17 protein-coding genes, 4 tRNA genes and 1 other RNA gene are annotated in these 21,251 nt (G+C 72.5%); 9 read left to right on the top strand and 13 right to left on the bottom strand.

Features of this window, described 5'->3' with window-relative positions; translation table 11 throughout:
• Nucleotides 1-19: 19 nt before the first annotated feature.
• Genes ABT122_RS14815 through ABT122_RS14800 form a run of 4 tightly spaced genes read right to left on the bottom strand, consistent with a single transcriptional unit; the run spans nt 20 to nt 3,554 of the window.
• On the bottom strand, nt 20-595 hold the full coding sequence (locus ABT122_RS14815) for a phosphoribosyltransferase (RefSeq protein WP_351550731.1): 576 nt from the start codon (nt 593-595) through the stop codon (nt 20-22).
• A gap of 44 nt (nt 596-639) precedes the next feature.
• Nucleotides 640-2,439, bottom strand: coding sequence for a DUF4254 domain-containing protein (locus ABT122_RS14810; protein ID WP_351550728.1), 1,800 nt, complete (start codon nt 2,437-2,439; stop codon nt 640-642).
• A complete protein-coding gene (locus tag ABT122_RS14805; RefSeq protein WP_351550726.1) occupies nt 2,436-3,083 on the bottom strand; it encodes a hypothetical protein in 648 nt (215 codons plus the stop codon). The genes ABT122_RS14810 and ABT122_RS14805 overlap by 4 nt, the downstream gene beginning before the upstream one ends.
• 3 nt (nt 3,084-3,086) lie before the next feature.
• Nucleotides 3,087-3,554, bottom strand: coding sequence for an NUDIX hydrolase (locus ABT122_RS14800; protein ID WP_351550724.1), 468 nt, complete (start codon nt 3,552-3,554; stop codon nt 3,087-3,089).
• A gap of 271 nt (nt 3,555-3,825) precedes the next feature.
• Here ABT122_RS14800 and ABT122_RS14795 point away from each other — a divergent pair, with 271 nt between their 5' ends.
• From ABT122_RS14795 to ABT122_RS14785, 3 genes are read left to right on the top strand one after another with little or no spacing between them, the layout of a single operon-like run.
• Nucleotides 3,826-4,899: a helix-turn-helix domain-containing protein gene (locus ABT122_RS14795; protein WP_351550721.1), complete on the top strand. Its 1,074-nt coding sequence runs from the start codon at nt 3,826-3,828 to the stop codon at nt 4,897-4,899.
• A 25-nt stretch (nt 4,900-4,924) separates the two neighbouring features.
• Nucleotides 4,925-5,494 (top strand): cysteine hydrolase family protein, encoded by a 570-nt coding sequence (locus ABT122_RS14790; protein ID WP_351550718.1) that lies wholly within the window; start codon nt 4,925-4,927, stop codon nt 5,492-5,494.
• Nucleotides 5,495-5,498: 4 nt separating this feature from the next.
• On the top strand, nt 5,499-6,413 hold the full coding sequence (locus ABT122_RS14785) for an FAD-dependent oxidoreductase (RefSeq protein ID WP_351550715.1): 915 nt from the start codon (nt 5,499-5,501) through the stop codon (nt 6,411-6,413).
• 391 nt (nt 6,414-6,804) lie between these two features.
• Here ABT122_RS14785 and ABT122_RS14780 read toward each other — a convergent pair.
• A tRNA-Ser gene (locus ABT122_RS14780) sits at nt 6,805-6,892 on the bottom strand.
• Nucleotides 6,893-6,964: 72 nt separating this feature from the next.
• Between ABT122_RS14780 and ffs the strand changes: the two genes are divergently transcribed.
• The 6 genes from ffs to ABT122_RS14750 all read left to right on the top strand — a co-directional run bounded on the left by ffs (nt 6,965) and on the right by ABT122_RS14750 (nt 15,928).
• Nucleotides 6,965-7,063: signal recognition particle sRNA small type (gene ffs / locus ABT122_RS14775), an RNA gene on the top strand.
• 64 nt (nt 7,064-7,127) lie between these two features.
• Nucleotides 7,128-9,389 (top strand): DNA polymerase III subunit gamma and tau, encoded by a 2,262-nt coding sequence (locus ABT122_RS14770; RefSeq protein WP_351550712.1) that lies wholly within the window; start codon nt 7,128-7,130, stop codon nt 9,387-9,389.
• 59 nt (nt 9,390-9,448) lie between these two features.
• Nucleotides 9,449-10,699 (top strand): phosphoribosylamine--glycine ligase, encoded by a 1,251-nt coding sequence (gene purD, locus ABT122_RS14765; RefSeq protein WP_351550709.1) that lies wholly within the window; start codon nt 9,449-9,451, stop codon nt 10,697-10,699.
• A gap of 722 nt (nt 10,700-11,421) precedes the next feature.
• Entirely contained in the window at nt 11,422-13,104 is a 1,683-nt protein-coding gene (locus ABT122_RS14760) for a hypothetical protein (RefSeq protein WP_351550706.1), read from the top strand.
• A gap of 327 nt (nt 13,105-13,431) precedes the next feature.
• Nucleotides 13,432-14,898 carry a N,N-dimethylformamidase beta subunit family domain-containing protein gene (locus ABT122_RS14755; RefSeq protein WP_351550703.1) on the top strand — a complete coding sequence of 489 codons (1,467 nt, stop codon included), beginning with the start codon at nt 13,432-13,434 and terminating at the stop codon, nt 14,896-14,898.
• Between the two features lie 106 nt (nt 14,899-15,004).
• Entirely contained in the window at nt 15,005-15,928 is a 924-nt protein-coding gene (locus ABT122_RS14750; protein WP_351550700.1) for a phosphoribosylaminoimidazolesuccinocarboxamide synthase, read from the top strand.
• A gap of 60 nt (nt 15,929-15,988) precedes the next feature.
• On the opposite strand, the gene ABT122_RS14745 is transcribed toward ABT122_RS14750, so the two are convergent.
• From ABT122_RS14745 to ABT122_RS14710, 8 genes are all read right to left on the bottom strand, one after another.
• Nucleotides 15,989-16,061: transfer RNA gene (locus ABT122_RS14745), tRNA-Gly, on the bottom strand.
• Between the two features lie 22 nt (nt 16,062-16,083).
• Complete coding sequence (locus ABT122_RS14740; protein ID WP_351550698.1) at nt 16,084-16,692, bottom strand: response regulator transcription factor; 609 nt, start codon at nt 16,690-16,692, stop codon at nt 16,084-16,086.
• A 49-nt stretch (nt 16,693-16,741) separates the two neighbouring features.
• Complete coding sequence (locus ABT122_RS14735) at nt 16,742-18,127, bottom strand: sensor histidine kinase (protein WP_351550697.1); 1,386 nt, start codon at nt 18,125-18,127, stop codon at nt 16,742-16,744.
• A gap of 155 nt (nt 18,128-18,282) precedes the next feature.
• Nucleotides 18,283-19,143 carry an ABC transporter permease gene (locus tag ABT122_RS14730; protein ID WP_351550695.1) on the bottom strand — a complete coding sequence of 287 codons (861 nt, stop codon included), beginning with the start codon at nt 19,141-19,143 and terminating at the stop codon, nt 18,283-18,285.
• A gap of 67 nt (nt 19,144-19,210) precedes the next feature.
• On the bottom strand, nt 19,211-20,128 hold the full coding sequence (locus ABT122_RS14725; protein ID WP_351550692.1) for an ABC transporter ATP-binding protein: 918 nt from the start codon (nt 20,126-20,128) through the stop codon (nt 19,211-19,213).
• Between the two features lie 155 nt (nt 20,129-20,283).
• Nucleotides 20,284-20,359, bottom strand: a tRNA-Gly gene (locus tag ABT122_RS14720).
• A 78-nt stretch (nt 20,360-20,437) separates the two neighbouring features.
• Nucleotides 20,438-20,509, bottom strand: a tRNA-Gly gene (locus ABT122_RS14715).
• Nucleotides 20,510-20,650: 141 nt separating this feature from the next.
• Nucleotides 20,651-20,992, bottom strand: coding sequence for a histone-like nucleoid-structuring protein Lsr2 (locus tag ABT122_RS14710; protein WP_351550689.1), 342 nt, complete (start codon nt 20,990-20,992; stop codon nt 20,651-20,653).
• Nucleotides 20,993-21,251: the final 259 nt, after the last annotated feature.

The following is a 21,251-nucleotide window of genomic DNA, read 5'->3' as shown; positions in this document are numbered from 1 at the left end:
CCTGCCGGGGCGACCGCGGTCACGCCGGGCCTTCGATCGTGGTGAGCGAGACCAGGGGCAGACCGAGGTCGGTGAGCAGGTTGCGAGCTCCGCGGGTGGGGTCCTCCACCAGGCAGGCCGCCGCCAGCGGGACGGCGCCCGCCTCGCTGAGGTGGTGGGTGAGGTCGGCCAGGGTCCGGCCGGTGGTGATCTCGTCGTCCACGATGACGATGCGCTGCCCGGGGGCGATGCCGTACGCGAAGACGTCGGTGCGCATCGCGTGGGGCTCGCTGAAGCGGACCGCGCCGTCGAGGGGAAGGTGAAGCTTCCAGGCGATCTTGTACGGGAGATGGGCGGCGCCGGCGAGGGAGACGGTCGGCAGGATGCCGCCGGCGTCCAGGCCGAGGAGGAAGTCCACGGAGCCGAGTCCGTCCGGCACCTGCTCCTGGAGCAGACGCCACAGGTCGGCTCCGGTGTTGGCGAGGGTGTCGGGGTGAACCGGGTCCTCCAGGCCGTCCAGGGAGTGGATGACGCGCTCGCGGCGGCTCGTGGCCCCGACGCTGAGGCGCTCGACGATCCGGGCGGAGAAGGACGGCGTGGTGATGGTTTCGGGCATGGCGAAGCTCCTGTTGGAGGGAGAAGGATGAAGGGGGAGGCTGTTCAGGCGGCGAGCTGGATGGCGTACCAGGTGAGGAACTGGTCGACGGCCGTGACGACGGGCTTGAAGGCACGGTCGGTGTCGCCGTCGCGCCAGGCGCTGGAGATCTCGGCCAGGGAGGGCACCGAGAGGTTGACCAGGCCCGGCATGCGGGAGGCCGCGGTGAGGATCCGGTCGGGTCCGGACTCCCACTGGTTGTGTTCCCGGAGGAGGAGACGGCAGGCGAGCACGAGGTGCTTGTAGAGCTGCCGCAAGGTGGCCGGCCCCGCGTCGGCGCGCAGGCGGCGCATGGTGAGGATGACCTGGGGGAATTCCCGGACAGCGGCGAGCGCGAGCTCGTCTCGGGTGATCGTCGGCAGTTTGAGGTCGGGTGCGGCGTGCAGGACGGGGCTGCCCTGCTGGAACTGGTGAAGGACGAACGCCAGGCGCGGGGTGAGGCGCCGGGCGGACAGCTCGCCGGGCGTGACGAGGGTGGGGCCGAGGGAGGCCGCGCCGTCCAGGGCGGTCCGGTACTGCTCCAGGGCCTTTTGGACCCGTCCGAGGGCCTCGTGTTCGGCGATGACGAGCAGGTCCAGGTCGGACCAGCCTGCGATCCAGCTGCCCTCGCCGGGGCTGCCGGTCAGGGCGACGAGCCGCACGCCGGGGCCGTAGGCCCGTACAGCGTCGGTGAAGTCGGCCGTCGCCGAGGCGACCGCGGCCGGCAGGCCCAGCCCGTATGGGGTGGCCACACGCAGAGCCGTGACCGTCGGCGGGGCGGCGATGCGGCGCAGCCGTGAGCGAAGGGCGGCGATGCTTCCCGTGTTGTCGATGACGTGGTCGGCGAGCGCGGCGACCTGGTGGGCGCCACGGCTCATCTTGATCTCGTCCTTCGCGGCGACGGCCTGGGCCAGCGTCCCGGACCGCTCGACGCGTACGGCGAAGGAGGCATCCAGGTAGACGATCTGGAGCGTGTCGCCCATGAGCTGCTTGAGCTCGGCGATCGAGGCGTCGTCGTGGACGGATTCGATGGTGAACAGCCGTGTGTCGACGTGGGCGTCCACGAAGCGGTTCAGCTCACCGAGCAGCAGCTCGGCCTGCCGCCGGGCCGACAGCGCGTACGGGTCCGCAAGGCCCTCCCGGTGGGCAGCCTGCCGCAGCAGGAAGCCGATCTTGAAGCGCTGGGCACCGCACGTGCGCTGGACGAACTCGGCGCTGGTGCTCTTGCCGCACTCGCTCAGGCCACCGAAGGCGATGACCCGGCGCAGGTGCCGACTCGGTTTGACCTCGGCGGGGGCCGCGTCGGCCCGGCCGTACAACTTGAAGCGGGCCGGCACAGGGAGTCGACGGCGTCCGGCGACGACATCGCCGACCAGCGTGTCGAGGGCGGCGCACAGCTCCTCCCGCTGGCTGTGGAGGGCGGGGACGCGGCGGCGGGTCAGCTCGTCCCGGGCCGCCGCCCGCTCGCTGTGCCAGATCCGCAGCGTCAGCACCGACAGGCGGTCGACGACGGAGGCGAGTGTCTCGGTATGCAGCGGTGCGTCGGCGCGGCCCGCATCCGTCAGCGAGCCGAGAACCTCGTCCGCCCGCTCGGCGAGCGCGTTGCGTTCGGCGTTGAGCTGATCGATTTCCCGCTTGCAGTCGGCGACCTGCGCGGCGGAGAGCAAGGTGCCGCGCACCCGGTCCTCGGTGCCCCACAGGTGCCCGTTGACGGTGTGGAGTCGGGTGACGGTGTCGTCCAGGCGATGTCGGTCCTTGTTCGGGAGCGTGGCTATGGCGCGGGCGAGGCCGGGCGGCAGGACCAGGGGCGGGGAGTTCTGGGTCACCGGGGACTCCCATCAGTGCGTGTGCTGAGGTCAAGGCGATCGAGGATGTTGCTGTGTACGTCGTCCAGAGAGCGGTCCTCGCAATCCACGACCGTGTTGTACGCGCCGTGCGCGGTCTGGTGGAGCAGGACCGCGTGCAGCGACTTCTGATAGGCCGGGTAGATCCCGGTCCACGGGCGGCCCTCGCGAGCGCTCGTCATGGCGTAACTGCGCTCGGCGTCAAGGGACGGGAGCAGGAGAATCGAGGTCTCGGAGGCTGCGGCACGCGAACCGGCGATGCCCGTCACGGTCTTGAACGCCTCGCCGACCGTAAGACCGTCCTTGACCACGCAGGTCGCGGCGGCCACGGCGAGAAGCATGGGCAGGCCCCTATCCAGCAGCCCCGTACGCCCGTCCTCGCGGGCGGCGGCCCGCCTGGCGTGGCCGGCGAGCAGCATCTCGGTCAGCTCGACGGTCGTGGACGTCTCGAACCACCACCGGGCGTAGTCGTCGGCTGCCACCCGCGCCCACGCTTCGGGGTCGTGCTCGTGGACCGCGCCCAGCGGCTGGAAGCCGTCCCACCGCTCGGCCAGCCGTACCAGGTGGGTCGTCTTGCCGGCGTTGTCAGGGCCGTTGAGACTGACGAAGTCCGGGGCGGGCGTCATCGCTCACGCTTCGCGGATGGGGGTGTCGAGGACGGAGACGATCGCGTCCGTGTTGGCGGCGATGAACTCGGCCAGCTCCGGCGGCATCAGGTTCAGCTCACGGACGGCCTTGGCGGTGAACGGCACCCGGACCACGTCGTACCCACCCCGCTCCGGCTTGGCGAACTCCGTGCCCGTACGGGCGGCCAAGTCCATCGACTCCAGGCGCGCGGCGAAGATGTGCTGGACGCCGGCGCCGCCCTCCAGCTCGTCGGTGATCAGGTGGACGAGCTCGGCGCGCTCCAGCTTGCCGCCCAGCTCCTCGAACACCTCCCGGTGCAGCGCCGCCTCGATGGTCGCGTCGTCCGCCTCGACCCCTCCGCCGACGGTCACCCAGTACGGCTCCCTGCCCGGCTTGGTGCGCTTGATGAGGACGAGCTCGTCGCCGTCGACGAGGATGGCGCGGGCGTTGCGCTTGACGATGTCGGTCATGCCATTTGCTCCTTCTGGTGGTGATACCGGAGAGAACGGGCGGAGGGCCGCCTGGTGGCGGTGGACACCCCGGCTCGATGGACCCAGCATGGTGCAGGGCGATGGCGGGGTGTGACGTACGCGCGCTGCAGCAATGCCGCACTGCTGCTGAACGAGGCTGGCCAAGCTGGTCGTTTCGGCGTTCCACCGGGTGAGGACAGGGGGTACGACGGTGGTCACGGTGCAGCGATGGTCCGGTCGGGAAGCCCGGCTGTTACGCGATGCCCTGCGCATGAGCCTGCGGGATTTCGCTGCCTACCTGGGCGTCAGCGACCGGACGGTATCGAACTGGGAGGGCGGCGGAGCGAGGTACCAGCCTCGTGCCGAATCTCAGGCCGTCCTCGACACCGCGCTCGGTCGCGCGTCGGACGACGCGAAGGCCCGGTTCGCGGCGGCGCTGGGAATGAGTGACGCGGTTGCGTCCGTCGCAGGCCGGATCGAAATCGACTCACACAAGTTCCTGCCGGTCTTCATCGGCGTCGAGCGCTCCCGCCGGCTCCGCGCACACATGACACCGAGCGTGGACGACCAGTGGTTGGAGTCCTCATCGGCCCGTGTGGACCACCCTGAAGCGCAGGACTGTGTTCTGCACGTTCTCGCGTGCGGGGTGGCTGTCTTCCACCTCGTCCAGCCGCACGAGCCTGCCGCGCTCACCGACCTCGCCGTCTGGCGCTACCGCTCCTACGCCTCCGATCTGCCCTGGGCGCGAAACAAGCTCCGCGATCTCTTGGACGAAGACCACACCCGCGTCCCCAACCCGGAGTACGTCCTCTCCCTCTACTGGGTCACCTCCGGCCCGTGGGCGGGAGACGTCCACGACACCGCACTGCGCTTGCTGTCCACGCCCTCGGTTCTCGTCGACCGTGGCGCCCCGGACGGGCCCGCACCCTTGGACGGAACGGTCGAGGAGTCGCTCCTCGCCACCGGCTTTGACCACCCGGACATCGTGTCCTTCGGCGTGCGCGGAGTCTCCACCGGCTACGCCGGCTGGTCCGGCGTCGCCTACGCCTCCCACTCCTGCGAGCGCAGCCTCAGCATCGACGAGCTGGTCGCCTGCGAGCTGACCGTCCAGGCCCTGTGGTGCTTCACGCGCCAGATCCAGCAGATGATCGAGGACGGCCAGGACCCCTCCATGCCCGAGCAGTACGGCTGGCGCTTCCTGCGCGCTGCCTACTCCCGGCTCACCACCGCCCGAGCCCAGGAGACCGCGCAGCACGTCCTGATGCGGGAGGCCATCATGAAGACCAGCGGACTGGCCGAACGGCTACGCGCCGCACAGGACGCTCTACGCGAGAGCGTCGGCTGAGAGCACTGGGCAGGAGAGACACCAGATGGACATCGGCAGTGCCGCGCTGGTCGTGATCGACATGCAGAACGGCTTCGTGAACCACCACAGCCGCCACGCCGTGCCAGCGGTCTCCGACCTGGCCGCCCAGTGGTCCGCCGCTGGCCGACCCGTGATCTTTACCCGGTACTTCAACTATCCGGACAGCCCCTACGAGCGCTTCTTCCAGTGGAGCCGACTCCAGGAACCGCCCGAGACCGACATCGTTCCCGAGCTCGCCGATGCTGCCGCCCACGCACACGCGGTCGTCGACAAGACCGGGTACACGCTCCTCACCCCGGAGGCCGCCGAACTGATCCGCCGGGCCGGCTGGACCGACCTCGTCTTCTGTGGGATCGCCACCGAGAGCTGCGTCCTGAAGTCCGCCGCCGACGCCTTCGAGCACGGCTACGCGCCGTGGATCGTTACCGACGCCTGCGCCAGCGACGCCGGCCCCGACGTCCATGACGCCGGACTCCTCGTCGCCCGCCGCCTGATCGGAACCGGCCAACTCGTCACCACCGAACACGTGATGGGGCAACTCACTGCGTACGCCGGGGCGCCGGTGCTGGAATAGCCTCATGGCCGACGCGCTGTACGACACCGATCTGATCATCATGGGTGGAGGCCCGGCCGGCTGCGCCGCTGCCCGCATGGCCGCCAGCGTCGGCCTGCGCTCGATTCTGGTCGAGCCGGACCGGCTGTGCCGCAACCTCTATCGGATCCCGGCACTGAACAACGTCCTCGGCGGCTACACCAGTGGCCCTGAGCTGGCCGACTCCATCGTCGCGGAGCTGAAGGGCACGGAGCTTTGCCGGCTCGAACTCGGTAGGCGCGTTACCGAGCTTCGTGCCGACGATGTCCACGTGACCGTCACGGTCGACACCGGCGTCCGTCTCACCGCTCCGTACGTCATCGCTGCCACCGGCGTCGGGCCCCTCCAACCCCGCGACGCCACCTGGATCACTGCCCCCGACGGCCTGACCCTGCCCCCGCTCTGGCAGGCCGAGGCGGACGACGCCGAGGGCCGGACACTCCTCGTCCTCGGCGGCGACCGCCCGATCGGCACTTTCCTGCGCGCCCACCCGGCCACCGGCACCCGTCTGCTCGTGGCGTACCCGGCGGTCGACGAATACAAGATCGAAGAGGTCCGCGAGGACCCCCGCGTCACGCCCCTCCCCGTCGAGCACCTGGCGCTGAGGCCCACAGAGGGCACAGGGGTGTCAGCGGAAGCGATGGGCCAGAGCGGCACCCTGCGGACGATCGTGGCGGATGCCGCCTACCTCAGCATCGGCAACGCCCCGACCGCCCCGTCCGGTGACCTGACCCGTGGGGTGGACGGGTACTGTCCGCCGGCTGACCAGCATCCCCGCGTCATCGTGGCCGGCGATCTCCGCTCCGCCCGCTTTCAGCGGATCATGACCGCCTTGGGTTCGGGGAGCGAGGCCGCACTGCATGCCTACTACGCGGCCAGAGAAGTGCTCACCAAGAGCTGAGGCCACCTTGACGGAATGACGCACCTCCGAGACCCGGTAGTCCGTCGGGTCGACGAATGTGCAGTCGTACCTGCCGTCCCCGGTCGACAAGAGCGTTTTGTTCTTATCAGTCCAGGTCGGTTCGAGGCGGTCCTGGTGTCGAGTTCGAGGCCATGCGGCGATCCCTTGCGGTGTGGAGATGACGGTGTCCATCCTGTAGGAGTCCCGACGGAGACCGCGGTGAACCGCGACACTGACCAGGTGCTGGGTGCCTGCTACAGCCGTTCCGGCCGGAGGATCGCGCGACATCCGGACCTGTTACCCACTGTGATGGCCCGGTAACTGAGGCCATGCACGTCGAAGGCCCCCATCTCGCGATGGGGGCCTTCGACGTTAGTGCCCGGTGAGGCACTGGCGGAGGATACGAGATTCGAACTCGTGAGGGGTTGCCCCCAACACGCTTTCCAAGCGTGCGCCCTAGGCCACTAGGCGAATCCTCCGCGGCAAACAATACAAGACGCTGAGGGGTGCTTGCGAACTCGTTCGCACCCCCCACCATCGGGTACCCTGTGCGGAGCCCCTCACGTGGCGCTATCTGACTGAACTCCCCCAGGGCCGGAAGGCAGCAAGGGTAGGTCGGCTCTGGCGGGTGCGTGAGGGGCGCTTGCGTTCCCGGGGGCAGGGGCGGGGCGGGAGCGGAGACGGTTGTCGGTGGGCCCCGATAACCTCGTAGATGTGTCGTCCCTTGCGCTGTATCGCCGCTATCGCCCCGAGTCCTTCGCCGAGGTCATCGGGCAGGAGCATGTCACCGACCCGCTGCAGCAGGCCCTGCGGAACAACCGGGTCAATCACGCGTACCTGTTCAGCGGGCCGCGCGGGTGCGGGAAGACGACCAGTGCGCGCATCCTCGCCCGCTGTCTGAACTGCGAGCAGGGGCCCACACCCACCCCCTGCGGCGAGTGCCAGTCCTGCCAGGACCTCGCGCGCAACGGGCCGGGGTCCATCGATGTCATCGAGATCGACGCCGCCTCCCACGGTGGTGTGGACGACGCCCGCGACCTGCGCGAGAAGGCCTTCTTCGGCCCCGCGAGCAGCCGGTACAAGATCTACATCATCGACGAGGCCCACATGGTCACCCCGCAGGGGTTCAACGCCCTGCTGAAGGTGGTCGAGGAGCCCCCGGAGCACCTCAAGTTCATCTTCGCGACCACCGAGCCCGAGAAGGTCATCGGCACCATCCGGTCGCGTACGCACCACTACCCCTTCCGGCTCGTGCCCCCCGGCACCCTGCGCGAGTACCTCGGGGAGGTCTGTGGCAGGGAGGGCATCCCCGTCGCCGACGGAGTGCTCCCGCTCGTCGTGCGCGCCGGGGCCGGGTCCGTGCGGGACTCGATGTCCGTCATGGACCAGCTGCTCGCCGGAGCCGCCGACGACGGTGTGACGTACGCCATGGCCACCGGCCTCCTCGGCTACACCGACGGCTCGCTGCTCGACTCCGTCGTCGACGCCTTCGCGGCGGGCGACGGCGCCGCCGCGTTCGAGGTCGTGGACCGGGTCATCGAGGGCGGCAACGACCCGCGCCGCTTCGTCGCCGACCTCCTGGAGCGGCTGCGGGACCTGGTGATCCTCGCCGCCGTGCCCGACGCGGGGGAGAAGGGGCTCATCGACGCCCCCGCCGATGTCGTCGAGCGGATGCAGGCGCAGGCGTCCGTCCTCGGGGCGGCCGAGCTGAGCCGCGCCGCCGACCTGGTCAACACCGGGCTCACCGAGATGCGCGGCGCGACCTCGCCCCGGTTGCAGCTGGAGCTGATCTGCGCGCGGGTGCTCCTGCCCGCCGCCTACGACGACGAGCGCTCGGTGCAGGCCCGGCTCGACCGGCTGGAGCGCGGCGCCGCCGCCCGCCCCGCCGCCGGTGGTCCCGCGCCCGTCTTCTCGGCCGGCGGGCCCGCCGCGCCGATGGGGTACGTCCCCGGGCCGGAGGCCGCCCCGCACATGCCGGGTCCCGACGGCCCCGTCCCGCCCCCCGCCGCCGCCCCGCCGGCCGCACCGCCCGCGCCGCAGCCCGTCCCGGAGCCTCCCGCCGAGCCCCAGCCCGCCCCGGCGGCGGCCCCCGCCGCCCGCCCGGGCGCCTGGCCCGGCGCCGCCCCCGCCCCCGCTCCGGCCGCCGTGCCCGAGCGGCGGCCCGGAGGATGGCCCACCGCCTCCACACCCGGTCAGGGCGCCCGGCCCGCCACCCCGCAGCAGCCCGCCCAGGCCCCGGCCCAGCCCCCGGCCGCCGCTCCGGCACCCGCCGCGCAGCCCCAGGCACAGGCGCCCGGCATGGCCCAGGGCGCCGGCCAGGTGCGCAACATGTGGCCCGAGATCCTGGAGGCCGTCAAGAACCGACGCCGCTTCACCTGGATTCTCCTCAGCCAGAACGCCCAGGTCACCGGCTTCGACGGCACCACCCTCCAGATCGGCTTCATCAACGCCGGCGCCCGGGACAACTTCTCCGGCAGCGGCAGCGAGGAAGTCCTCAAGCAGGCCCTCGCCGAGCAGTTCCATGTGCAGTGGAAGATCGAGGCGATCGTCGACGTCTCCGGCGGCTCCGCCGGACCGGGCTCCCCGGGTTCCGCGGGTTCCCCGGGCTCCGGCGGCGGTGGCTTCGGCGGCCGGCCGCCCCAGCAGAGCGCCCCCTCCCACCAGCAGCAGCCCGCCGCCACCCCGTACCGGTCCGCCTCCCAGCAGGCGCCCGCCCCGGCACCCGCCGCCCCGGCGGACCGCCCCGGACCGGCCGCGTCCCGGTCCGCCGCGCCCCGGCCCACCGCCGCCGAGCCCGCGCGCCCCGCGTCCGGACCGGCCGCCCCCCCGGCCCCGTACAGCCCGCCCCCGGTCTCCCCCGAGGACGACGTCCCCGAGGACGACGACCCCGATCTCGTCGACTCCGCGCTCTCCGGCCACGACCTGATCGTGCGCGAGCTGGGGGCGACCGTTGTGGAGGAATACACAAACGAGTAGCCGGTCCGCTTCGGTAGGGGCGTACAGGGCCGCGCGCCGCGGCGGTTAGGCTGACTGCCGTGAAGGTCCTTGTCATCGGCGGCGGCGCCCGCGAACATGCCCTGTGCCGCTCTCTCTCCCTCGACCCCGACGTCACCGCTGTGCACTGCGCGCCGGGTAACGCCGGCATCGGCGAGGTCGCCGAACTGCACCCGGTCGACGCCCTGGACGGCGCCGCCGTCGCCCGGCTCGCCACGGACCTGGAGGCCGGGCTCGTCGTCGTCGGGCCCGAGGCGCCCCTGGTCGCCGGGGTGGCCGACGCCGTGCGCGCGGCCGGGGTCCCCTGCTTCGGCCCCTCCCGCGAGGCCGCCCGGCTGGAGGGCTCCAAGGCCTTCGCCAAGGATGTGATGGCCGCGGCCGGGGTGCCCACCGCCCGCAGCTATGTCTGCACGACCCCCGAGGAGATCGACGAGGCCCTCGACGCCTTCGGCGCTCCCCATGTCGTGAAGGACGACGGCCTCGCCGCCGGCAAGGGCGTGGTCGTCACCGACGATCTCGCCGCCGCCCGGGAGCACGCCGTCGCCTGCGGCCGGGTCGTGATCGAGGAGTATCTCGACGGCCCCGAGGTCTCCCTCTTCGCCATCACCGACGGCGTGACCGTCCTGCCCCTCACCCCCGCGCAGGACTTCAAGCGCGCCCTCGACGGCGACGAGGGGCCCAACACCGGCGGCATGGGCGCCTACTCGCCGCTGCCCTGGGCCGACCCCAAGCTGGTCGACGAGGTCCTGGAGACCGTCCTCCAGCCCACCGTGGACGAACTGCGCCGCCGGGGGACCCCCTTCGCCGGGCTGCTGTACGCCGGTCTCGCGATCACCTCGCGCGGTGTCCGGGTCATCGAGTTCAACGCCCGCTTCGGCGACCCCGAGACGCAGGTGGTACTGGCCCGGCTGCGCACCCCGCTCGCCGGAGTGCTCCTGCGCGCCGCCAACGGGACCCTCGCGGACGAGCCGCCGCTGCGGTGGCGCGACGACGCGGCGGTGACCGTCGTCGTCGCCTCCCACAACTACCCGGACACCCCGCGCACCGGCGACCCGATCGAGGGGCTGGCCGCCGTCGCGGCGCAGGACGCTCCCCACGCGTACGTCCTGCACGCCGGGACGCGGCGCGAGGGGGAAGCGGTGGTGAGTGCGGGGGGGCGGGTGCTCTCCGTCACCGCCACCGGCAAGGATCTGCGCGAGGCGCGGGAGCGGGCGTACGAGGCCGTGGGGCGGATCAGCCTCGACGGGTCTCAGCACCGCACGGACATCGCCCGCGCGGTGGCGGAGGCCTGAGACCGACCGCGCGCACTCCCGGGGTCAGCGCTGTGGGCCGACCCCGGGGCCGCTGCCGGGCACCCGGCGCCGGGCGGCCTGAGCCCGCCACGGGGCTCTGTGGGGTGCTCCCGACGGGGAGGGGTGGGGTTGCCCGGGCCTGCACTGTGCCCGCGCCTGTGGTGCGGGGTCCGTCCTCAAACGCCGGACGGGCTGGGATTGTGCGGGCCCGTGCCGCGCGGGCGCTTGTGGTGCGGGGTCCGTCCCCTAGCCCCGGACGGGCTGGAATTGTCCGGGCCCGTGCCGCGCGGGCGCCTGTGGTGCGGGGTCCGTCCCCCAGCCCCGGTCGGGCTGGAATTGTCCGGGCCTGCCCTGTGCCCGCGCCTGGGGTCCAGGCTCTGCCCCCTAGCGCCGGTCGGGCCGGGGTTGCCGCGCCCGGGGCGCCGTGTTTCGTTCGTGAACGGATTGTCCGACGGGCTGGGGTTGCGCCGGGCGGGGCCGGCATGCGCAGACTCGGGCACCCGGAGTGAACCTTCGCCGTGCCCCACCCGTGCCCACCTTTACCCAAAGCCATTCCATCGAGTGATGGGTGAGCCATCCGGATGACGCCCGCCGAACCCCCAACTAGGGTGCGGCGCAGGCGTTCCGGCACTTGGCCCACCGGCATTGCGATGTCAGTGGTGGGTGCCACAGTGGGGGAGTGCACCCAGACCGTCGCGAGGCAGAGGGGGTGATGACCGACCGTGTCCAGTACCGGCACCGGTATCGGTGAGTCGATCGGCGCGCTGGCCGCGCGCTCACGAGCGCTGGCCGTGCTGCGCGTCCGCAGCAGAGCCCTCGCCGTCGCGCTGCTGCCCGCCGCCGTCGCCGTCGTGCTCCTCGCCGGCGAGGTCACCGGGCACATGCGCGGCGCCGGCTGGTCCGCGGCCCGCTGGGCGGTGGGCGTCCTCGCGGTCGTCGTGCTGCTGCTCGCCGCCGCCGTCGCGGCCGTCATCGTCCGGGCGAGCCCCGCCCTCAGCCCCACCGTCGAGCTGTCCGAGCGCGGCGCCCCCGACCTCTACCGCCTGGTCAGGGATCTGGCCGAGCGGCTCGATGTGCCCGCGCCCTCCGCCCTGGCGCTCACCCCCGACTGCGACAGCTGGCTGGAGGACCGCACCCACCCCGCCCACGCCCTGCCCCAGGCGATACGGAGCGGTCCCCGGCGGCGCACCGCCGAGGCTCCCGTCCTGGTGATCGGCTCGCCCTTCCTCTGGTGGATGCGCGTCGCCGAGCTGCGGGCCCTGCTCGCGCCGGTCGTCGCCGGGACCGCGCCGTCCGCGCACCCCGACATAGCCGCGGCCCGCCGCTTCGTCCGCGGTCTCGACGCCGCGGTCGCGGTGGCCTCGGAGGCCGGGCCCCCCGGCCCGCTCAGGCCGCTGCGGCGCGCCGCGCTCGGCTTCGTCGGCGGGATCGCCCGGCGGCTGCTCCACAGCTGCCAGCTGTACGCGGGTGAGATGGAGCGCGGGGTCGCGGCCGCCGCCTCCGAGCGCGCCCAGAGCGTCGACTACGGCCTGCGGATCGTCGCCCAGGAGCAGGTCGGCCTCGCCTACGCGGGGTGGGACCGGCTGCTGACCCGGGTGGCCCTGCCCGCCTGGCGCATGGGCCGCTGGCCGTCCCGGCTCGACGCGGGCGTGGTCTCCGCCCTCACCGAGCTGTCCCGCCGCGACCGCCTCGCCGAGGGCTTCGCCTCCCGGCTCGGCGACCGCCCCGCCTGCGATCTCCTGGAGGAGCCCGGCGCGGTCGACGAGGCCGCCTCGCTGCTCGCCGCGCGCCTCTTCCACGGCGGCCCCGCCGAGACCGGGGTCGGCTGGTCCCCGGTGGACTGGCAGCAGTATCCGGAGGAGGTCGTGGACCGCAAGTGGCGTACGGAAGCGGCCCGCCTCCACCGAGTGCTGGACGATCTCGGGGTCACCCCGTCGAGCGGGCCCCAGGGGCCGACGCTCGCCCGGGTGCTGGTCCATCTCACCGCCGGGGGGGCCGACGCCGGGGAGAACCTCGCGGCGGGGATCAGCGCCGAGGTCGCCCGCGAGGAGACCGCCCGGCAGAAGCCGGCCGTGGGAGCGGCCGTCGCCAAGAGCCCGGGGGACGTGCTCAACGGATGGGGCGCGGACCCCCTGCCGCTCTTCCCCCTCCAGCCCCCGCGCACCGGGCGCGAGCTGCTCGCCGACCACCTCACCGCCATGGTCTGCTGCGCCGCCGTCGACACCGCGGGTGCCGCCCCCGGCCTCGACTGGCTGGACGGGCCCACGCTGCTGATCCGAGGCGCCCGCTGTGCCGACCTCATGGCGCCCGTCCTCAGCCTGACGGAGGACGGCGACCCCAGGCCGCTCCACGCCTGGCTCGCGGGCGCGGCCGTCCGCCCGGAGAAGCCCGTCCGTCTGGTGTAGCCCCCGGGCCGGACACCCCGTTCCGCCGGTGCGGCTCCCCCCACGGACGCCTGCCCGGTGCGGGCGGCCCCCACGACGCCTGCCCGCCCGGTGCACCCGCGCCCGCCACCCCGTTCCGCCCGGTGTACCCCCGGCCGGCCCCACCACCCCGGCACCACCCCGGCGCCACCCCGGTACCACCACCGCGCCTCCCCCGGCCCGCCCACGCAACAATTCACGACGAAGGGTGACGGCCCGCATGCGTTATGTGATGTGCTGGAGCCCGGTGCCGGGCGAGCGGCGCGGCGGGAGCCGCCCCGGGGGTCCGGGGGCGGCGAGGGAGGGCGCATGGGGGCGGAGCACATCCGGCGGTGGGAATCGGGGGCCCTCGCCCATGCCGTGTCGGACCCGTTCGGGCAGGGACCGCTCCCCTGGCTGCGCGGTGCGGAGCAGTACTTCAGCGACACCGGCAGGGTCATCCCCTGGTACGCGGAGCCGGACCGCCCCGAGGGTGCCCGAGCCTCCCGGGGCCCCCGCGCCGCCAACGACCGGGACCTCCAGATCAAGGGCTTCGTCTCGCGGGGAGGTGTCGCCCCGGGCGAGTCGATCGACTTCCACATCACGGTGAACCCGCCCCAGCAGTTCTCGATCGACGTCTACCGCATCGGGCACTACGCGGGCCACGGAGCCACCAAGATCACCACCAGTCCCCGGCTCCCCGGGATCGTCCAGCCGCCCCCGCTCACCGCCGGCCGCACGGTCTCCTGCCACCACTGGTGGCTCTCCTGGCGGCTCCAGATCCCCTCGTACTGGTCGATCGGCGCGTATGTCGCCGTCCTCACCGCCGCCGACGGCCACCGCTCCCACATTCCGTTCACCGTCCGCGACAGCCACCCCGCCGACCTGCTGCTCCTGCTCCCGGACATCACCTGGCAGGCGTACAACCTCTACCCCGAGGACGGCCGCACCGGCGCCAGCCTCTACCACGCCTGGGACGACGAGGGCCGGCTCCTCGGCGAGAAGGACGCCGCCGTCACCGTCTCCTTCGACCGTCCCTACGCGGGCGCCGGCCTGCCCCTGCACGTCGGCCACGCCTATGACTTCATCCGCTGGGCCGAGCGCTACGGCTACGACCTCGCCTACGCCGAGGCCCGCGATCTGCACGCGGGCACCATCGACCCCACCCGCTACCGGGGGCTGGTCTTCCCCGGCCACGACGAGTACTGGTCGGCCCCCATGCGCCGCACCGCCGAGACCGCCCGCGACCACGGCACCTCGCTCGTCTTCCTCTCCGCCAACACCATGTACTGGCAGGTCGGCCTCGGCCCGTCCGCGTCCGGCGAGCCCGACCGGCTCCTCACCTGCCGCAAGCGCCGCGGACCCGGGAAGTCCGCCCTCTGGCGCGAGGCCGACCGGGCCGAGCAGCATCTGCTGGGCATCCAGTACGCGGGCCGGGTGCCCGAACCGCACCCCCTGGTCGTGCGGAACGCCGATCACTGGCTCTGGGAGTCCACCGGCGCCGGCGAGGGCGATGAGCTGCCGGGCCTGGTCGCGGGCGAGGCCGACCGCTACTTCCCGCGCACCTCGCTCCCCGAGCATCTGCGCCGCGTCCTGCTCGCGCACTCCCCCTACCGGGACCGCAAGGGCGCCGCCCGGCACCAGGAGACCTCGCTCTACCGGGCCCCCTCGGGGGCGCTGGTCTTCGCCTCCGGCACCTTCGCCTGGACGCCGGCGCTCGACCGGCCCGGCCATGTCGACCCCCGTGTCCAGCGCGCGACGGCCAACCTCCTCGACCGCATCTGCAAGCGCGACTGACCCGGGCCCTTCCACGGGACCACCGGACACGCCGCCCCCGGCCCGACCGCCCCGCCCGCCGTGCGGGAGAATCGGAATCATTAGTTCAGAACCACGGGGAGGAACCGTGTCCGGATTCGTAGAAAAGCCCGAACCGCTTCAGGTGCCGGGCCTGGTTCATCTCCACACCGGCAAGGTGCGCGATCTCTACCAGAACGCGGCCGGCGACCTGGTCATGGTCGCCAGCGACCGTGTCTCCGCCTATGACTGGGTGCTGCCCAGCGAGATCCCCGACAAGGGCCGGGTGCTCACCCAGCTCTCCCTCTGGTGGTTCGACCAGCTCGCGGACCTCGTCCCGAACCATGTGCTCTCCACCGAGCTGCCCGAGGGCGCCCCCGCCGACTGGGCGGGCCGCACCCTGGTCTGCACCTCGCTGCGGATGCTCCCGGTCGAGTGCGTGGCCCGCGGCTATCTCACCGGCTCGGGCCTCACCGAGTACAACGCCACCCGCACGGTCTGCGGTCTCGCCCTCCCCGAGGGCCTCGCCGACGGCTCCGAGCTGCCCGCGCCGATCTTCACCCCCGCGACCAAGGCCGCGGTCGGCGACCACGACGAGAACGTCAGTTACGAGGAGGTCGTCCACCAGGTCGGCGCGGAGACCGCCGCCCTGCTGCGGCAGGCGACCCTCGCCGTCTACGGCCGGGCCCGGGACATCGCCCGCGAGCGGGGCATCATCCTCGCGGACACCAAGTTCGAGTTCGGTCTGGGTCCCGACGGCACCCTGGTCATCGCCGACGAGGTGCTCACCCCGGACTCCTCGCGCTTCTGGCCCGTCGCCGACTGGGAGCCGGGCCGGCCCCAGCCCTCGTACGACAAGCAGTACGTACGGGACTGGCTGACCTCGCCCGCGTCCGGCTGGGACCGCCGCGGCGAGCAGCCGCCGCCCCCGCTGCCGCCGGAGGTCGTCGACGCGACCCGCGCGAAGTATCTGGAGGCGTACGAGCTGCTGACCGGCACCCCCTGGCCGGCGAGCGCGGTGGGCCGGGCCTGAGAGACACCGGACGGTATGGCGAAGGCCCCGGTCCTGAACAGGACCGGGGCCTTCATCCGGAGCGGACGACCAGGTTCGAACTGGCGACCTCAACCTTGGCAAGGTTGCGCTCTACCAACTGAGCTACGTCCGCATGCGCCGTGGCGCGCAGCCCACTATACCCAACCGCGCTCCCGGGCGAGACGCACCGCCGTGTGCCGGTTCTCCGCACCGAGTTTGGACGCCGCGGACGAGAGATAGTTCCGTACGGTCCCCTGCGAGAGCGAGGCCCGCTCGGCGATCTCCGCGATCGGCGCCCCGTCCCCCGCCAGGGCCAGTACCTCCGCCTCGCGCGCGGTCAGCGGCGAGTCCCCGGCCGAGATCGCGTCGGCCGCCAACTCCGGGTCCACATAGCGGTTTCCGGCATATACGGTACGAATGATCTCGGCCAGTCGCTGGGCGCTCAGAGTCTTCGGGACAAACCCCCGCACACCGGCCGTCAGGGCACGCTTCAGATGGCCCGGCATGCCATGGCTGGTCACGATCATCGTGCGGCACCCGGGCAGTTCGGCCCGCAGGGATGTGGCGACACTCACACCGTCCATGCCCGGCATCTGAAGATCGAGCACCGCCACATCGGGGCGGTGGGCCCGCGCCATGACGAGCGCCTCGGTGCCGGAAGCCGCCTCCGCGACCACTTCGAGGTCGTCCTCCAGGGCGAGCAGCGCGGCCAGCGCGCCACGGATCAGATGCTCGTCGTCCGCGAGCAGCACGCGCACGGTCATGCCGTACCCCTCATGCCGTATCCCCCATGTCCTGTGTGGATGCCGTCTCTCATGTCGAGGCGATCGGGCCGGAGATCCCCGGAGCCGGCCGCCCGCCCGGGCCGCCCGGGACCCCTGGCGCACCCGAGACCCCCGAGGCTCCCGGTGCACCCGGGGCCCGGGGAGTCGGCACCCCGCCCCGGGCGCCCCCGCCCCCGGTGTCCCCGCTCCCCTCCAGCGGAACCCGGGCCGTCAGCCGGAAGCGACCACCGCGCGCGGGCCCCGCCTCCAGCACCCCGCCCACGGCCGACAGCCGCTCCCGCAGCCCCGCCAGCCCCGAGCCCGGCGTCCCCGACCGCTGCTGCCCGGGGGCGGGAGCGGGCGCGGCGCCGTCGTTCTCCACCACGAGCAGGGCGTCGCCGTCCACCGTCCCCACCGAGATCGTGCAGCGCCGGGTGTCCCCGTGCCGCAGCACATTGGTGGCGGCCTCCCGGACCACCCAGCCCAGCGCCGACTGGACCTCGTCCGGCAGCTCCACCTCGCCCACCACCACGGTGCAGGCGATCCCCGCCGCGTCCAGCACGCCCCGCGCGCCCTCCAGCTCCACCCTCAGATCCGCCTCGCGGTAGCCGCGCACGACATCCCGTACCTCGCGCTGCGACTCCCGGGCGATGCGCTGCACCTCCAGCATCTGGTCGACTGCCTCCGGACGGCCGCGCCGGGCGAGCTGGACCGCCAGTTCGCTCTTCAGCGCCACCACCGCGAGGTTGCGTCCCACCACGTCGTGCAGATCGCGCCCGAAGCGCAGCCGCTCCTCCGCCACCGCGAGCCTGGCCTGCACATCGCGGGCCTCCCGCAGCTCCCACATCACCGACAGCACCCACATGGACGCCCGTGCCGTGAACGCCATCCACCCGGTCATGAATCCGGTGAAGAGGACGAAGGCCAGCCCCTCCGCCCCCGGCAGCGCGGTGAACGAGAGCAGGACGTAGAGCAGCACCAGCAGACCGAGCTGGAGCAGGGCGGTGACCTTGGCCGGCACCATCAGGGCGTGGACCGTGGCCAGCGGCATCAGCGTCACCGTGAGCAGGGTCGGCAGCAGCTCCAGCACCATGGAGGTGTCGGCCGAGTGGCTCAGGGCCAGGACGGTGGCGGTGGCCGCCGAGGTCATCCCCACCGCCCACCGGAGCAGCCGCCCGGGCACCTCGCCCTGTCCCAGATAGGCGTCCATCACCCGCCGGGCGAGCCGGGCGCAGACCACCCCGACCGCGAGCCCCAGCGGCGGCCCGGCCACGGCGAGGGCCGTGGTGATCGGGTCGTCCAGCCGTTTCGGCGCGAGCAGCAGCAGAATCGTCAGCGTGAGGGAGCCCGTCCAGACGATCAGATAGACCGTGCCCCGGGTGTACAGATCCACCTTGGCGAGCCCGCTCCGCCCGCTCCAGCCCTTCACCCGCACCGCGGACCTCCTCGTACTCGCCCGACCGGACGGCGCCGGCCGCCGTACACCGAAAGCCGGTCACCCAATGCCGGTCACCCAATGCCGGTCACCCGACGCGGGTCACCGAATGCCGGCCGCCCGGGGCCCGCCACCGAGGGCCGGACTCCGGACGCTCAGCGCCGGGGCTCCCAGCGGAACCACCGCTGAACAGCAAACACCGAGAGCGCGGTCCAGGCCAAAGCGGTCAGCGCGGCGGTGGCCAGCTCCCCGCCGTCCGTGCCGCCGAGCCAGCCGCCGCGGATCAGCGTCATCACCCCGGTCATCGGGAGCAGCTCGCAGACCGAGGCCATCTTCTCGGGCATCACATCGAGCGGAATGAAGATCCCCGAGCCCGCGAGCGAGATCAGGAACATCGGCATGGTGGTGATCTGGGCGCTCTCCACGGTCCGGGTCACCGTGGCGGTGACCGCCGCGAGGGCCGTCATCAGCACCAGCCCGAGCGCGATTCCCCCGATCAGCAGCTCGGGCCGCCGCGGCGCGGTCACCTCCATGACGGCGATGCCGCCCCCGATCAGCAGCGCGCACTGCGCCAGCGCGAGCCCGGCGGCGGGCAGCGCGGTCCCGGCGAGGATCTCCCGGTCCGGCACCTCCCCGGTGCGCAGCCGCTTGAGCACCAGCTCCTCACGGCGGGCCACATAGGCGGAGACCAGGTTGAGATGGACCACCAGGATCAGCACGGTCCCGATCCCGCCGGTCAGCGACACCTCGGCGATGCTCATCCCGACCTTGCCGAGGTCGATCTGCTCCAGGGACGACTTCATCGCCAGCACCAGCACCACGGGCATCAGCAGGGCCATGAAGAGCGCGGTCCGGTTCCGCAGCAGGAGGGTCAGCTCCGCCCGCCCCAGTCCGGCCAGCCGCCCGGCCGCCGACGTCCTGCCCGCGGACCCCGCCGACCCCGCAGACCCCGCAGACCCCGCGGAACCGCCCGATCCCACGGAACCCACTGGCCCCACTGATCCCGCCGACCTCATCGATGTCCCCGACACAACCGTCCCCGTCCCCTTCTCTGTCCCGTGCTCGTCCGTCCGCGCCGCCATGTCAGACACCCGCCGTCTCGGTCTGCGCGATCTCCAGGAAGGCCTCCTCCAGCGAGGCCGACCGCGCGTCCAGCGCCTCCAGCCGAACACCGGACTCCGCCGCCCACCGCAGCAGTTCGCCCAGCGTGCCCTGGATGTCCTGGGTGCGGATCGAGACGCGCGGCCCGTCCGCCGCGGCCCGCAGCGAGAGCGGCAGCCGGCCCGCCGGCACCCCGTCGGGCAGGGTGAACCGGATACGGGCGGGGCGGGACGCGGTCACCTCGGCCGGGGTGCCGGTGGTCACGATCCGGCCCCGGTGCATGATCGCCAGCCGGTCGGCGAGCGCCTCGGCCTCCTCCAGGTAGTGCGTGGTCAGCAGCACGGTGGTGCCGGTGTCACGGAGCGCCCGCACCAAGTCCCAGGTGGCGCGGCGCCCTTCCGCGTCCAGTCCGGTCGTCGGCTCGTCGAGGAAGAGCACCTCGGGCCGGCCCAGCAGCGCCAGCGCCAGATCGAGCCGCCGCCGCTCACCGCCGGAGAGCTGTTTCACGCGTACGGTGTGCCGCTCACCGAGCCCGACCAGATCCAGCGCCTCCGCCACCGGGCGCGCGCCGCTGGTGCAGCGGGCCCACATCCGGGCCGTCTCGGCCACCGTCAGCTCGGAGGGGAAGCCGCCCTCCTGGAGCATGACCCCGATCCGGGGCCGGACGGCGGCGCGTTCGCGGTACGGGTCGTGGCCGAGCACCCGTACGGTGCCGGCGGACGGGAGGGCGAGGCCCTCCAGCAGCTCGACGGTGGAGGTCTTGCCCGCGCCGTTCGTCCCGAGCAGGGCGAAGATCTCGCCGCGTGCCACCGAGAAGGAGATCCCGCTCACGGCCTCGAAGCCGCCCGCGTAGCTCCGGCGCAGCTCATCGACCGTGATCACATACTGGTCCGTGGTCATGGAACCAGCATTGCGGCGCCCCGGGAGCGCGGGCAGTGCGCGCTGTCACCGGTGCCCATGACAAATGTCATGGGCAGGTACCTGACAACGCCCCGCTCCGGGCCGCACACAGCGAAAAACCCCGGATCTGAAACAGAACCGGGGCTTCGACTTGCTGGAGCGGACGACCAGGTTCGAACTGGCGACCTCAACCTTGGCAAGGTTGCGCTCTACCAACTGAGCTACGTCCGCATGCCTCCGCTCGGCTTTCACCGGGCGGCGCGTGCATCACTCTACCTGATCCACCGGAGTGGTCGGTAAGGCGATGAGAGCGGGTGACAGGAATTGCACACTGCGCCTTCCCCCTGGAAGGGGGATGTTCTACTACTGAACTACACCCGCACGCTGCTGAGGTGGGCCTTTGCGGCCTTGCCCCTCGGCGTGATCCAAACTCTAGCCGACGGTGGGGGGTGCAGCGCAACTCGGGACCGGCGCCGCCCCGGCGAGACGTTCGCGCCGGGGCGGCGGGAGGGGCCCAGGGGCTCAACTGGCCTCGCGGAAGGCCTCGTAGACCGCCTTGGGGATGCGGCCCCTGGCCGGCACGTCCATCTTGTTGGACTGCGCCCAGGCCCGTACGGCGGCGGGGGCCGGCTCCAGCGCGGTGTGCGTGTACGTCACCGGACGCCCGGTCCTGCCCCGCCGTCCCGCGCCCGTCTGCCGGCGCGCCGCCGTCAGGTAGGGCGCCAGCGCCTTGCGCAGTTTCTTTGCATTGGCGGGATTGAGGTCGATCTCGTACGACTTCCCGTCCAGGCCGAAGCTGACCGTTTCCGCCGCTTCTCCGCCGTCGATGTCGTCGAAGAGCGTGACCACTACTCGCTGAGCCACGGATATCGGTCCTTTCCCGCGGCACCCCGCATGGGCACTGGTTCTGGCATGCGGGGACACCGGCATTCCGGCTGTCGAGGGGGTAAAAGTGCTGTCCTCTGCATTCCTTTGTACAGCGATCAGTGCTGCATTGTGAAGCCCACCCAATTATGTGCGCGTGTCCGATCAATGGCGAGCAGGTTATTTTTCCTGGATTTCCATCGGCCGAAACCCTGATATCCACCCATATCTACGCGAGTAGATTCCCGGGCCGGGTACG

Source organism: Streptomyces sp. NPDC001985 (assembly GCF_040296845.1).
Lineage (GTDB): Bacteria > Actinomycetota > Actinomycetes > Streptomycetales > Streptomycetaceae > Streptomyces.
This window is presented reverse-complemented; position numbering and strand designations above follow the sequence as displayed.

Bases quoted from the DNA above. Each gene is read 5' to 3' on its own strand.
- ABT122_RS14730 (WP_351550695.1), bottom strand. From the start codon at position 19,143: ATGAGGTCGGCGGGATCAGTGGGGCCAGTGGGTTCCGTGGGATCGGGC.
- ABT122_RS14790 (WP_351550718.1), top strand. From the start codon at position 4,925: ATGGACATCGGCAGTGCCGCGCTGGTCGTGATCGACATGCAGAACGGC.
- ABT122_RS14800 (WP_351550724.1), bottom strand. From the start codon at position 3,554: ATGACCGACATCGTCAAGCGCAACGCCCGCGCCATCCTCGTCGACGGC.
- ABT122_RS14740 (WP_351550698.1), bottom strand. From the start codon at position 16,692: ATGACCGTGCGCGTGCTGCTCGCGGACGACGAGCATCTGATCCGTGGC.
- ABT122_RS14805 (WP_351550726.1), bottom strand. From the start codon at position 3,083: ATGACGCCCGCCCCGGACTTCGTCAGTCTCAACGGCCCTGACAACGCC.
- ABT122_RS14815 (WP_351550731.1), bottom strand. From the start codon at position 595: ATGCCCGAAACCATCACCACGCCGTCCTTCTCCGCCCGGATCGTCGAG.
- ABT122_RS14795 (WP_351550721.1), top strand. From the start codon at position 3,826: ATGAGCCTGCGGGATTTCGCTGCCTACCTGGGCGTCAGCGACCGGACG.
- ABT122_RS14785 (WP_351550715.1), top strand. From the start codon at position 5,499: ATGGCCGACGCGCTGTACGACACCGATCTGATCATCATGGGTGGAGGC.
- ABT122_RS14725 (WP_351550692.1), bottom strand. From the start codon at position 20,128: ATGACCACGGACCAGTATGTGATCACGGTCGATGAGCTGCGCCGGAGC.
- ABT122_RS14755 (WP_351550703.1), top strand. From the start codon at position 13,432: ATGGGGGCGGAGCACATCCGGCGGTGGGAATCGGGGGCCCTCGCCCAT.